Genomic DNA, 13,459 nt, shown 5'->3' on the forward strand with positions numbered 1-13,459 from the left:
CGCGTCCGCGTCACATTCGGGGCTTGTATTTCCACAAAGTAGATAATAATATCCATAATACGAAATAAGTGATTGCAGCGAGTGCCCGTCCGCGGGCCGACTAGGAGGAAATTCAATGGCGAATCCGAGCCCCGGAAATTCGATCACCCTGCGCGTGGAGGCACCGTCCAGCTTCACCGCCACGTCCGAGCTGGCCGCCGCCGTCGGCGCCGCCGGAGCCGCGATCACCGCCCTGGACGTCACCGAATCCCACCACGAGACCCTGGTGGTCGACGTCACCTGCAACACCACGGACGACGACCACGCGGCGCGCGTCAAGGACGCGCTCAACGCGCTCGACGGCGTCACCGTCCGCAACGTCTCCGACCGCACCTTCCTGATGCACCTTGGCGGCAAGCTGGAGGTTGTTCCGAAGGTCGCGCTGCGGAACCGCGACGATCTCTCCCGCGCCTACACCCCCGGGGTGGCGCGCGTCTGCCTGGCCATCGCGGAAAACCCCGAGGCCGCCCGCAACCTGACCATCAAACGCAACACGATCGCCGTCGTGACCGACGGGTCCGCCGTCCTGGGCCTCGGCAACATCGGCCCGGCCGCCGCGCTGCCCGTGATGGAAGGCAAGGCGGCACTGTTTAAGCAGTTCGCCAACGTCGACGCCTGGCCGGTCTGCCTGGACACCCAGGACACCGAGGAGATCATCAGCATCGTCAAGGCCCTCGCCCCGGTCTACGGCGGCGTCAACCTCGAGGACATCGCCGCGCCGCGCTGCTTCGAGATCGAAAACCGGCTCCGCGAGGAGCTCGACATCCCGGTCTTCCACGACGACCAGCACGGCACCGCCATCGTTACGCTGGCGGCCCTCGCCAACGCCCTGCGCGTTGTGGACAAGAAGCTCCCCGACGTCCGGATCGTGGTGTCGGGTGTCGGCGCGGCCGGCTCCGCCATCATCCAGCTGCTCAAGGCGCAGGGCGCGCGCAACATCATCGCCGCCGGCCGCTCAGGAGCGATCCACTTCGGCGAACAGTACGACGACGAGCACCGCACCTGGATTGCCGAGAACACCAACGAACAGGGCTTCTCCGGCACGCTGCACGAGGCCCTCAGGGGAGCCGACGTCTTCATCGGCGTCAGCGCACCGCACGTGATCGGCGAGGAGCAGGTGGCTTCCATGGCCAAGGACGCTATTGTGTTCGCCATGGCCAACCCCACGCCGGAAATCGACCCCGTGGTCGCGTCACGGCACGCCGCCGTGGTGGCCACCGGCCGCAGCGACTTCCCCAACCAGATCAACAACGTCCTGGCATTCCCCGGATTCTTCCGCGGCCTGCTGGACGCCGGGGCGTCGGACATCACCCCCCAGATGCTCGTGGCCGCCGCCGAGGCGATCGCGAACCGGGTGGCTGACGACGAGCTCAACGCCAGTTACATCATTCCCAGCGTCTTCGACCCCCACGTGGCCTCCGATGTCGCCGCCGCCGTTTCCGCCGCCGCCCACGCTGCGGCCCCGGCCGCAGCCCTCTCCCACGCCTGATCCGCCGCCTGACCAAGCGCCTGATTCACCGCCTGACTCACCGAACAGGAAGGACCACAATGGCTCTCACAATTTCAGCCCACCGCCCCGTAGACCGCGCGGAGGAGATCCTCACCCCGGAGGCGCTGGCCTTCATCGAGGAACTGCACCAGCGGTTCGCCGCCACCCGCGGGGAGCTCCTCAAGGCCCGCGCGGTCAAGCGGGAGGAGGTGGCCCGCACCGGCCGGCTCGACTTCCTGCCGGAAACGCGGGACATCCGCGAGGGAGACTGGGCCGTCGCCCCGGCCCCCGCAGCCCTCCAGGACCGCCGGGTGGAAATGACCGGACCTGCCGCACCGGCGAAAATGGCGATCAACGCCCTCAACTCCGGGGCAAAGGTCTGGCTGGCCGACCTCGAGGACGCCAGCACCCCCACCTGGTCCAACGTGATCGAATCCATCCTGAACCTCCGCGACGCCGCGGCGGGCACCCTGGCCTACACCTCCCCGGAAGGCAAGGAATACACGCTCCGCACCGACGCCCCGCTGGCCGTCGTCGTGGCCCGCCCGCGCGGCTGGCACATGAGCGAGCGCCATCTGCTGATCGGCGGCGAACACACCGTGGGCGCCCTGGTGGACTTTGGCCTGCACTTCTTCCACACCGCCAAGCGGCTGCTGGAGAACGGACAGGGCCCGTACTACTACCTGCCCAAGATGGAGAGCCACCTCGAGGCCCGCCTCTGGAACGAGATCTTCGTCTTCGCGCAGGACTACCTCGGCATCCCGCAGGGCACCATCCGCGCCACGGTCCTGATCGAGACCATCCCCGCGGCGTTCGAGATGGACGAGATCCTCTACGAACTCCGCGACCACGCCTCCGGACTGAACGCCGGGCGCTGGGACTACCTGTTCAGCATCATCAAGTATTTCCGCGACGCCGGCCCGCGGTTCGTGCTGCCGGACCGCGCCACCGTGGCCATGACCGCGCCGTTTATGCGCGCCTACACCGAACTGCTGGTTAAGACCTGCCACCGCCGCGGCGCCTTCGCCATGGGCGGCATGGCGGCCGTTATCCCCAACCGCCGCGAACCCGAGGTGACGGCCCAGGCCTTCGAGAAGGTGCGCGCGGACAAGACCCGCGAGGCAAACGACGGCTTTGACGGTTCCTGGGTGGCCCACCCGGACCTGGTGCCGGTCTGCCGGGACGTCTTCAGCGCAGTCCTGGGCGACCGGCCGAACCAGCTGGACAAGCAGCGCCCGGAAGTCTCCGTCACCGCGGACCAGCTCCTGGACGTCGCCTCCGCCGGCGGCACGGTCACCGAGGCCGGCCTGCGCCTGAACCTCTACGTCGCCATCGCCTACACCGCGGTGTGGATCTCGGGCAACGGCGCCGTCGCCATCCACAACCTGATGGAGGACGCCGCGACGGCGGAGATCTCCCGCTCGCAGGTCTGGCAGCAGATCCGCAACCAGGTGGTCCTCGCCGACACCGGGCGGACCGTGACCCGCGAGCTGGTGACCGGGATCCTGGCCGAAGAAACGGAGAAGCTCCGCGGCGAAGTGGGCGAGGACGCGTTCGCGAAGCACTACCTGCCCGCCAGCAAGCTCATCGGCGATATCTGCCTCTCCGAGGACTACACGGACTTCCTCACCACGCCGGCCTACGAACTGGTGGGCTGAGCGATGGCTGTGTCTCCTTCCGGGACGCCCTCCGGGGCGGCGCTCTCCGCGGCCGACCTCGGCAGGATCGATGCCCAGCTCGCGGCGACGGACCTGCTCCTGGAACGTAACTACCCCGGCGACGACGGCACCCGCCAGCCGGTGCACACCGTCTATGTCCCGGCCGATCGCTTCACGCCGGACTTCGCCGCGAGCTGGGGCGCCCAGGCGCTGGCCGCCGCCGACGCCCACGGCGGGCTGGAACAGCTCTGCACCCTGCTCGGCCAGGATCCGGCGCTGGCTGGCGCCGTGGCCCCCCGCGTGGCCGCGAAGCTCGGCAGCGAGCCGATCGAGGACCTCCGGCTGGACTTCGAGGACGGCTACGGGGACCGGGGTGACGACGCCGAGGACGCCGACGCCGTCGCTGCCGCGGCCGCCGTGGCCGCCGCAGTGGCGGACGGCAGTGCCCCGCCGTTCATCGGGATCCGGTTCAAGTGCTTCGAGGCGCCCACCCGGGCCCGCGGGCTGCGCACCCTGGACCTGTTCGTTTCCGGTCTGGCCGCCGCCGGCGAGCTCCCGGAAGGGCTGGTCCTCACCCTGCCGAAGGTCACCACCGTGGCCCAGGTGCAGGCGATGGACTACGCCGTGTCCCGGCTGGAGGAGGTCCACTCACTGCCCGCCGGACGCCTGCGCTTTGAGGTCCAGGTGGAAACGCCGCAACTGATCCTGGGACCGGACGGCACCTCCCCGGTGGCGCAGCTGCCGCACGCCGTTCCCGGCCGGATCAGCGCCCTGCACTACGGCACCTACGACTACTCGGCGTCCCTGCAGATCTCCGCGGAATACCAGTCCATGGAGCACCCGGTGGCGGACTACGCCAAGGAAGTGATGCAGCTGGCCGTGGCCGGAACCGGCATCCGGCTCTCCGACGGGTCCACCAACGTCATCCCCGTCGGCGACGGAGTGCAGGACGCCTGGCGGCTCCACGGCCGCCTGGTCCGCCGCTCGCTGGAACGCGGCTACTACCAGGGCTGGGACCTCCATCCCGCCCAGCTGCCGAGCCGCTTCGCCGCCACCTACGCGTTCTACCGGCAGGGCCTTCCCGCCGCCGCCGCGCGGCTCCGCAACTATGTGGAGCGCACCGACGGCGGCGTGATGGACGAACCCGCCACGGCCAGGGCCCTCGCGGCCTTCGTGCTGCGCGGCATCCAGTGCGGTGCCGCCGGCGCTGAGGAAGTCCTGGACCTGACCGGCCTCGGACTCCCCCAACTTGCTGCGCTGGCCCACCCCCGGCTGGCCCACTCCACTTCGAAGTAAGGACCAATGATGGGCAAGTACTACTACCCCCAGGGCGGACTGCCGCCGCAGACTCACCTCACCACGGAACGGGCCATCGTCACGGAGGCCTACACGGTCATCCCCAAGGGCGTCATGACCGACATCGTGACTAGCACCCTGCCGGGTTTCTCCAACACCCGCTCCTGGATCCTGGCCCGCCCGATCTCCGGGTTTGCAACCACGTTCTCGCAGCTGATCGTTGAGATCGGTCCCGGCGGCGGCGCCCCCAAGGCCGAGTTCGAGGCAGGTGTTGAAGGCGTTGTCTTCGTCACCAAGGGCAAGGTCAGCCTGACCCTCGACGGCGAACTGCACCAGCTTGAGGAAGGCGGCTACGCCTACCTGGCCGCCGGTGCCACATGGGGTCTGGAGAACGTCTCGGATGACATCGTCTCCTTCCAATGGATCCGCAAGGCCTACGAGCGGCTTGAGGGTTACGAGGCAAAGTCCTTCGTTACCAGTGATGCCGAGGTGGAGCCCACCGCGATGCCGGATACCAACGGCGCCTGGAAAACCACCCGCTTCACGGATTCCAGCGATCTGGCCCATGACATGCAGGTGAACATTGTGACGTTCCAGCCGGGCGGGGTCATCCCGTTCCCGGAGACCCACGTCATGGAGCACGGCCTGTACGTCCTGGAGGGCAAGGCCATGTACCTGCTCAACAACGACTGGGTTGAGGTGGAGGCCGGCGACTTCATGTGGCTGCGCGCTTTCTGCCCGCAGGCCTGCTATGCCGGTGGTCCCGGCCAGTTCCGTTACCTGTTGTACAAGGACATGAACCGCCAGATCCGCCTCACCTAAGAGCCGGCCGCGCCAGGGGTCCGTTCCGCACTGCGGGGCGGACCCCTTTCTGCACGCCCTCTTGTGCGCTGGCCCCCTTGTGCCTTGGCCCCCTTGTGCCCTGCGCAGTGGTTGCTAGCCTGAGGCTGTGAAATACGAACGCCTGTGGATCGGCATGCTCGTGGGCGCGGCCCTGGGCCTGGTGATCGGCGTGGTCAGCGCCGACAAGCCGTTCACCGGCCTGCTGGTTGGCCTTGGCGTCGGCGCGCTCGTGGGCCTGGCCGCCCGGAAGGACCCCTCCAAGGGCTAGGGACATCCCCTGTCATAGACACACCCCGCCCGTCACCCCCTTGACTCACCTGCCCCACCTTCCCTACACTTTTCATAAAGCAGAATTAAGATTCCACAAAGCGGAAACATAATCAGGAACTACAAACTGTAAGCGATACACGGGCAAGGACGCCCTGGATCCAGTTCCCGCCCTCACCGGAAAGAGCCCACCATGACGTACTCCGTGAACTGCTCCATCCTCTTGACCGAGCTGCCCCTCCTCGAGCGGCCGGCCGCGGCGAAGGCCGCCGGCTTTGACGCCGTCGAGTTCTGGTGGCCGTTCGCCGAATCGGTGCCCGGCGATGCCGAACTGACCCGCTTTGAGCGGGCCATCACCGACGCCGGCGTCCAGCTCGCCGGACTCAACTTCAACGCCGGCGACATGCCGGCCGGGGACCGGGGCCTGGTGTCCTGGAAGGGCCGCTGCGCCGAGTTCAAAGACAACATCGACGTTGTCGCCGGGATCGGCGGACGGCTCGGCTGCACGTCCTTCAACGCGCTCTACGGCAACCGGCAGGACGGGCACACCCCGGAGGCGCAGGACGAGCTGGCGGTCCAGAACCTCGCTGCCGCGGCCGCCGGCGTGGCCGGCATCGGCGGCACCGTGCTGCTGGAGCCGGTCAGCGGCGCCCCGCGTTACCCGCTCCTCACGGCCGACGACGCGCTCCGGGTCATCTCCCGGGTGAAGGCGGAAACCGGCGCGGAGAACATCAGGCTCCTCGCCGATTTCTACCACCTGTCGGTCAACGGCGACGACGTCCCCGCCGTCATTGAAAAGCATGCCAAGGACTTCGGCCACATCCAGATCGCCGACAACCCCGGCCGCGGGGCTCCCGGAACCGGTGAGCTTCCCCTCGGCGAGTGGATCGCCCGCAGCCGCCAACTCGGCTACGAGGGCTACATCGGCCTCGAATACAAGGAACCGGCGGAGACCGCCTTCGCCTGGGCCATCCGCCAGCCCGTGGCCAGCTAGGGCGCACCACCCGCACCCGCCACGCAGCACACCCGCGCTAAAAAGACTTCAGAAAAGAGAACCATCATGAGCAACGTTGCAGTCATCGGACTCGGAATCATGGGCCTGCCCATGGCCATCAACCTGGTCAACGCCGGCCACACCGTCACCGGCTTCAACCGCAGCCAGGACAAAATCGACAAGCTCGTCTCCGAAGGCGGCCGGGGCGCCACGAGCGTCGCCGACGCCGTCAAGGACGCCGACGTCGTCATCACCATGGTGCCGGACTCCCCCGATGTCGAGGGCGTCGTCAGCGGCCCCGACGGCGTGTTCGCCAACGCCAAGTCCGGAGCCCTGTGGATCGACGCCAGCAGCATCCGCCCGGACGTCGCCAAGCGCCTCGCCGAGGACGCCACGGCTGCGGGAATCCGCGCCCTGGACGCTCCGGTGTCCGGCGGCGAACAGGGCGCCATCGACGCCGCCCTTTCCATCATGGTGGGCGGCGACGCGGCAGACTTCGAGGCCGCCCAGGATGTCCTCAACGCCGTGGGCAAGACCATCGTCCACGTCGGCCCCGCGGGGTCCGGCCAGACCGTCAAGGCAGCCAACCAGCTGATCGTCGCCGTCAATATCGAGGTCCTCGCGGAGGCCATCGCCTTCCTTGAGGCCTACGGCGTGGACACGGACGCGGCCCTCAAGGTCCTGGGCGGCGGCCTGGCCGGTTCCAAGGTCCTGGACCAGAAGGGCCAGAAGATGCTGGACCGCAACTTCGACCCCGGCTTCCGCCTGGCTCTGCACCACAAGGACCTGGGCATCGTCACCTCGGCCGCCCGCGAAGCCAACGTCGCCGTCCCCCTCGGCGCCGTCGTCGCGCAACTCGTCGCCGCCACCGTTAACCAGGGCGACGGCGGACTGGACCACTCCGGGCTCTTCAAGCAGGTCCTGCAGCTCTCCGGCCGACAGTAGACCCGGCCGCCACCAGCCACCGCAGCCGCCCGGCCCCACCACCCGCCGGCCCAGCCCGGCCCGGCCCAGCCCGGCCGACCGGGGGCACTTCGACACGGACACGCCGGCCGCCGTCGTGGATTACGACGCCGGCTCTCCGCAAAGTGCCCCGCGACCGCCGGGCCTCCCTTCAGCACACCCAAAATCAGACTTTCAAGGAGCACCCCATGACTAAGATGCGCACCGTAGACGCTGCCGTCGCCATCCTGGAAAAGGAGGGCGCCACCGAGGCGTTCGGCCTGCCAGGCGCGGCAATCAACCCGTTCTACTCCGCCATGCGGAACCACGGCGGGATCCGCCACACCCTGGCCCGCCACGTGGAAGGCGCCAGCCACATGGCTGACGGCTACAGCCGGGCCCAGGACGGCAACATCGGTATCTGCATCGGCACCTCCGGGCCCGCCGGCACGGACATGATCACCGGGCTCTACGCTGCCTGGGCCGATTCCATCCCCATGCTGTGCATCACCGGCCAGGCTCCCGTGGCCAAACTGCACAAGGAAGACTTCCAGGCCGTGGACATCGAGTCCATCGCCAAGCCTGTCACCAAAATGGCCATGACCATCCTGGAACCCGGCCAGGTCCCCGGCGCCTTCCAGAAGGCCTTCCAGCTGATGCGCTCCGGCCGCCCGGGACCGGTGCTGCTGGACCTGCCCATCGACGTCCAGCTGGCCGAGATCGAATTCGATATCGACGCCTACGAGCCCCTGGCCGTCGAGAAGCCGCGGGCCAGCCGCAAGCAGCTGGAGAAGGCGCTGGACATGCTCACCGCTGCCCGGCACCCGCTGATCGTGGCCGGCGGCGGCGTCATCAACGCCGGCGCGTCCGAGCAGCTGGTGGAACTGGCCGAGCTGCTGGGCGTGCCGGTCATCCCCACCCTGATGGGCTGGGGCGCCATCCCCGACGATCACCCGCTCATGGCCGGCATGGTGGGCCTGCAGACCTCGCACCGCTACGGCAACGAGACCATGCTGGCCTCCGACTTCGTCATCGGCATCGGGAACCGCTGGGCCAACCGCCACACCGGCGGCCTGGACACCTACACGGCGGGCCGCACGTTCGTCCACATCGACATCGAGCCCACGCAGATCGGCCGGGTGTTCTCCCCGGACCTGGGCATCGCCTCCGACGCCGGCGCGGCGCTGGCGGGCCTGGTTGACCTCGCCCGGGAACGCCAGGCCGCCGGCACCCTGCCGGACTACTCCGGCTGGGCCGCCGAATGCGCCGGGCGCAAGGCCACGATGCACCGCAAGACCCACTTCGAGAACATCCCCATCAAGCCGCAGCGGGTGTACGAGGAGATGAACAAGGCCTTCGGCAAGGACACCACGTACGTCTCCACCATCGGCCTGTCCCAGATCGCCGGCGCCCAGATGCTGCACGTGTTCGGCCCCCGCCAGTGGATCAACGCCGGCCAGGCAGGTCCCCTGGGCTGGACCGCCCCGGCCGCGCTCGGCGTCGTGCGAGGCAAGCCGGACCAGACCGTCGTCGCCCTCTCCGGCGACTACGATTTCCAGTTCATGATCGAAGAGCTGGCCGTGGGCGCGCAGTTCAACCTGCCGTACATCCACGTGGTGGTGAACAACTCCTACCTGGGCCTGATCCGCCAGTCCCAGCGCGGCTTCAACATGGAACAGAACGTGTCCCTGGCCTTCGAAAACATCAACTCCACCGGGCTCTCCGCCACCGCCAGCGGCTACGGCGTGGACCACGTCAAAGTTGCCGAGGGCCTGGGCTGCAAAGCCATCCGGGTGGAGGACCCCAACGACCTGGCGTCCGCGTTCGGCAAGGCCAAGGCCATCATGGGCGAGTTCCAGGTTCCCGTTGTGGTCGAGGTGATCCTGGAAAAGGTCACCAACATCTCCATGGGCGTGGAAATCAACGCCGTCAACGAGTTCGAGGCCCTGGCCGAGACCCGCGAGGACGCCCCCACCGCCATCCTGGCCCTGCAGGCCTAAGACATGCGCGTAGTCATCGCTCCGGACAAGTTCAAGGGGTCGTTGTCCGCCCCGGACGTCGCCCGGCACGTCGAGGCCGGGCTGCAGGCGGCGACGGGCTCCAACCTTGACGTCCTCCGGATTCCGGTGGCCGACGGCGGGGAGGGAACCCTCGACGCCGCCGTCGGCTCCGGTTTCGCCCGCCGCAGCGCCGTGGTCAGCGGCCCCACCGGGCAGCGGATCCGGGCGGACTTCGCGGTCCGCGGCCGGGAGGCCGTCATCGAAATGGCCGCCGCGTCCGGACTTGCCGTCCTGCCCGGCAGCAGTGCCGGAACCGGCGAGGGGGGCTTCGGCGGCCGGCCGGATTCGGCCAGCGCCAGGTCCGCCACCAGCCTCGGCACCGGGGAACTGATCCGCGCCGCGCTCGACGCCGGGTGCCGGCAAATCATCCTGGGCGTCGGCGGCAGCGCCAACACCGACGCCGGCGCCGGCGTCCTGCAGGGACTCGGAGCCAGGCTCCTCGACGCCGACGGTAACGAGCTCCCGCCCGGCGGCGCAGCCCTGGCCCGGCTGGACCGGATCGATTTCTCCGGCTTCGATTCCCGGCTGGACGGCGCCCGCTTCATCCTGGCCAGTGACGTGGACAACCCGCTGCTCGGCGCGGAGGGCGCCCCGGCGGTCTTCGGCCCGCAGAAGGGCGCCACGGCGGAGGACGTCGCAGTCCTCGACGCCGCTCTGGCCCGCTTTGTGGACGTCCTCGCAGCCGAGATCGGGCCCCGGGCACTGAAGGCGGCGGCCGCTCCGGGCGCCGGCGCGGCGGGCGGAGTGGGCTACGCTGCGATCGCGGTACTGGCCGCGACCCGCCGGCCGGGCATCGACGTCGTGCTGGAATTCACCGGGCTGGCCGACCGGCTGGCCGGCGCGGATCTGGTGATCACCGGCGAAGGCAGCCTGGACGAACAGAGCCTGCTCGGCAAAACACCCATGGGGGTTGCGCGGGCGGCCGCTCGGGCCGGCGTGCCGGTGGTGGCCGTCTGCGGCCGCACCACGCTGACGCCGGAGCAGCAGAAGGATTCCGGATTCCGGCAGGTCTACCCCCTGACCGCGCTGGAGGCCAAGGTAGAACTGTGTATAGCCGAAGCAGGACCCCTGCTTGAACAAGTGGGCAAGCAGATCGGCGCGGATCTGGCGGACTTGACCCGGGACGCCCCCGCGCCGGCGAAAAGTGCCCGCACAAAGGAGCCACTCAATGTCTGAAGAAAACTTTGACCTTGTCATCCGTGGCCGGCGCATCCTCACCACGGCCGGCGTCGCCGCACGGGAGGTGGGGGTGCGCGGCGGCAGGATCGCCGCGATCGTGCCGCTTGGGAACGGGCTCTCCGGCACGGAAATCATTGAACTCGCCGACGACGAAACCCTCATCCCGGGCCTGGTGGACACGCACGTCCACGTCAACGAGCCCGGCCGCACCGAGTGGGAGGGCTTCGCATCCGCCACCCGCGCCGCCGCAGCCGGGGGCGTCACCACCATCATCGACATGCCGCTGAATTCCATCCCGCCCACCACCACCGTGGAAGGGCTCAAGCTCAAGCGCGAGGTGGCCGAGGACCAGGCGTTCGTCGACGTCGGGTTCTGGGGCGGCGCCGTGCCGGGCAACAAGGCGGAGCTGCGCGGACTCCACGACGAGGGCGTCTTCGGCTTCAAGTGTTTCCTACTGCACTCCGGTGTGGATGAGTTCCCGCATCTGGAAGCGGACGAGATGGAAGAGGACATGGCCGAGCTCAAGTCCTTCGACTCGCTCATGATCGTCCACGCCGAGGATTCCCACGCGATCGACCGCGCGCCCCACCCGGGCGGCGACCACTACGCCACGTTCCTGGCCTCCCGCCCGCGCGGCGCCGAGAACAAGGCCATCGCGGAAGTGATCGAGCGGGCCCGCTGGACCGGCGCACGCGCCCACATCCTGCACCTCTCGTCCTCCGATGCCCTGCCGATGATCGCCACGGCCAAGCGCGACGGCGTCCACCTCACCGTGGAGACCTGCCCGCACTATCTCACCCTCATGGCCGAGGAAATCCCCGACGGTGCCACCGCCTACAAGTGCTGCCCGCCCATCCGCGAGGCCGCCAACCGCGAGCTGCTGTGGAAGGGCCTTGAGGACGGGACCATCGACTGCATCGTCTCCGACCACTCGCCCAGCACCCTGGACCTCAAGGACCTGGAAAACGGCGACTTTGCCGTGGCCTGGGGCGGGGTTTCGTCGCTGCAGCTGGGCCTGTCCCTGGTCTGGACGGAGGCCCGGCACCGCGGGATCCCCCTGGAGCAGGTGGTGTCCTGGATGGCCGAGAAGCCGGCCGCCCTTGCCCGGCTCTCCACCAAGGGCCAGCTGGCCCTCGGGTTCGACGCGGACTTCTCGGTCTTCGCGCCCGACAAGGCCTTCGTGGTGGACGTGTCCAAGCTCAAGCACAAGAACCCCATCACGCCCTACGACGGCAAGGCTCTCTCCGGGGTGGTCCGGAGGACATTCCTGCGCGGGCATGAAATCGACGGCCAGACCCCCGGCGGAAAGCTCATCCGCCGCGGCGGCGTCTAAGGCGCATGACCGTGGCAGTCCAGGTACATGCCCCGCGCGGCATATGCGCAATCGCACCGGCGAAGCCGATGCCCGCCAGCCGGGCGCCTGCCCTGTCCGGGCGCGCCCAGGCGGGGCCGGTTCAGGCCGGGCCGGTTCAGGCGGGGCCGGCTCTCAAGGCCCACGGCCTGGCGGTCTGGGTTGCGCCGGGCGGCGGGCAGGATATTGATGAGGCCGTGATCGTGCGTGCCGCGGAACTGTTGCTGGCACGCGCCCTGAAGATTGCCCCGGAGGCGGAAGTCCACTTCCGGCCCGCCGCCGGGGCTGCAACCTCCGCTGCCCCGCTGCTCCCGCAGGAAGGACCGGCGGGAACACCCGGCAGCGGAACCCGGGTGCCGTCGTCGTCCGCTCCGGTGGACTCCCCGGAAGACAGCGGCGCAACCCGGCTCCCGCCGTCGGCCGGTCCGGACACCCTGGTGAGCGTGGACCTTGCCGCCGGCGAGGTGCAGCTGGACGGCCGGCCGGTGGCGCTGACCGGCGTCGAATTCAGGCTGCTGCGCCATCTCGTGGAGAACTGCTCGCGCACCGTCAGCCGGGAGGAACTGCGGCTGTTCCTGGAATCGTTCGATTCCTCCGCGGCGGCCTCGCGGTCCATTGACGTGTACGTGGGGCGGGTGCGGCGCAAACTGCGGCACGGGCGGCACGCGATCGCGACGGTCCGCGGCGGCGGCTACCAGTTTGTGCCCGGACCCCGGACCAAAGTGCGCGGCCCGGCGGAATACAGCATCTGAACCCGTGGTTGTGCATCAGCAAACCGCCTTTCCCGGTCGACAGACCACACCAGACCCAGAAGGATCCCGATGAGCCCCAACCTGACCACCAAGCTCCAGCCCGGAACCCCCGCCCCGGAGTTCACGCTCCCGGACGCCGCGGGCCAGAAGGTATCCCTGGCCGATTACCGCGGCAAGAACGTCATCGTGTATTTCTACCCGCAGGCCGCCACCCCGGGCTGCACCACCGAGGCCTGCGATTTCCGCGACAGCCTGTCCTCCCTGCAGGGCTCCGGCTATGAGGTGCTGGGCGTCTCCCCCGACGGCCCGGAGGCCCTGGCCGAGTTCACCGGCGACTTCGCGCTGACGTTCCCGCTGCTCGCCGACGAGGACCACGCCGTGGCGCTGGCCTACGGCGCCTGGGGCGAAAAGCTGGTCAACGGCGAAGTCACCGAAGGCATCGTCCGCTCCACAGTGGTCCTGGATCCTGAGGGCAACGTCAAGCTGGCGCAGTACCAGGTCAAGGCGCAGGGCCATGTCGCCGCGCTGAAGGACGCCCTCGGCATCTGACGCCACGGTTTCCGCTGCCCGGTCCACGCTTTCCGCCCCG

General features: G+C 69.0%; 11 protein-coding genes and 1 pseudogene. All 12 read left to right on the forward strand.

Annotated features, from left to right (window positions below):
* Positions 1 to 115: 115 nt before the first annotated feature.
* The 12 genes and pseudogenes from FS787_RS07975 to bcp all read left to right on the forward strand — a co-directional run bounded on the left by FS787_RS07975 (position 116) and on the right by bcp (position 13,419).
* Positions 116 to 1,528, forward strand: a complete 1,413-nt coding sequence (locus FS787_RS07975; protein ID WP_144671635.1) for an NAD-dependent malic enzyme — start codon at positions 116 to 118, stop codon at positions 1,526 to 1,528.
* Positions 1,529 to 1,587: 59 nt separating this feature from the next.
* Entirely contained in the window at positions 1,588 to 3,186 is a 1,599-nt protein-coding gene (aceB, locus tag FS787_RS07980) for a malate synthase A (protein WP_144671636.1), read from the forward strand.
* Positions 3,187 to 3,189: 3 nt separating this feature from the next.
* Positions 3,190 to 4,482 (forward strand): DUF6986 family protein, encoded by a 1,293-nt coding sequence (locus FS787_RS07985; RefSeq protein ID WP_144671637.1) that lies wholly within the window; start codon positions 3,190 to 3,192, stop codon positions 4,480 to 4,482.
* A 9-nt stretch (positions 4,483 to 4,491) separates the two neighbouring features.
* On the forward strand, positions 4,492 to 5,304 hold the full coding sequence (locus FS787_RS07990) for a bifunctional allantoicase/(S)-ureidoglycine aminohydrolase (RefSeq protein WP_144672053.1): 813 nt from the start codon (positions 4,492 to 4,494) through the stop codon (positions 5,302 to 5,304).
* Positions 5,305 to 5,431: 127 nt separating this feature from the next.
* Positions 5,432 to 5,593, forward strand: coding sequence for a hypothetical protein (locus FS787_RS17970; RefSeq protein ID WP_186329146.1), 162 nt, complete (start codon positions 5,432 to 5,434; stop codon positions 5,591 to 5,593).
* A gap of 192 nt (positions 5,594 to 5,785) precedes the next feature.
* The gene (locus FS787_RS07995; RefSeq protein WP_144671638.1) at positions 5,786 to 6,586 is read left to right on the forward strand and encodes a hydroxypyruvate isomerase family protein; all 801 of its coding nucleotides are present in this window, start codon (positions 5,786 to 5,788) and stop codon (positions 6,584 to 6,586) included.
* A 42-nt stretch (positions 6,587 to 6,628) separates the two neighbouring features.
* A pseudogene (locus FS787_RS08000) lies at positions 6,629 to 7,531 on the forward strand (2-hydroxy-3-oxopropionate reductase); the annotation flags it as partial.
* 206 nt (positions 7,532 to 7,737) lie between these two features.
* The gene (gcl, locus tag FS787_RS08005) at positions 7,738 to 9,528 is read left to right on the forward strand and encodes a glyoxylate carboligase (RefSeq protein ID WP_144671640.1); all 1,791 of its coding nucleotides are present in this window, start codon (positions 7,738 to 7,740) and stop codon (positions 9,526 to 9,528) included.
* Between the two features lie 3 nt (positions 9,529 to 9,531).
* The gene (locus tag FS787_RS08010) at positions 9,532 to 10,764 is read left to right on the forward strand and encodes a glycerate kinase (protein WP_144671641.1); all 1,233 of its coding nucleotides are present in this window, start codon (positions 9,532 to 9,534) and stop codon (positions 10,762 to 10,764) included.
* A complete protein-coding gene (gene allB, locus FS787_RS08015; RefSeq protein ID WP_144671642.1) occupies positions 10,757 to 12,100 on the forward strand; it encodes an allantoinase AllB in 1,344 nt (447 codons plus the stop codon). Before FS787_RS08010 ends, allB begins: the two co-directional genes overlap by 8 nt.
* Before the next feature lie 11 nt (positions 12,101 to 12,111).
* Positions 12,112 to 12,870 carry a winged helix-turn-helix domain-containing protein gene (locus FS787_RS08020; RefSeq protein WP_260982448.1) on the forward strand — a complete coding sequence of 253 codons (759 nt, stop codon included), beginning with the start codon at positions 12,112 to 12,114 and terminating at the stop codon, positions 12,868 to 12,870.
* A gap of 69 nt (positions 12,871 to 12,939) precedes the next feature.
* Entirely contained in the window at positions 12,940 to 13,419 is a 480-nt protein-coding gene (gene bcp / locus FS787_RS08025; RefSeq protein ID WP_144671644.1) for a thioredoxin-dependent thiol peroxidase, read from the forward strand.
* Positions 13,420 to 13,459: the final 40 nt, after the last annotated feature.

Origin of the sequence: Arthrobacter sp. U41, assembly GCF_007679325.1 — a bacterium.
In the GTDB taxonomy this organism is placed as follows: domain Bacteria; phylum Actinomycetota; class Actinomycetes; order Actinomycetales; family Micrococcaceae; genus Arthrobacter.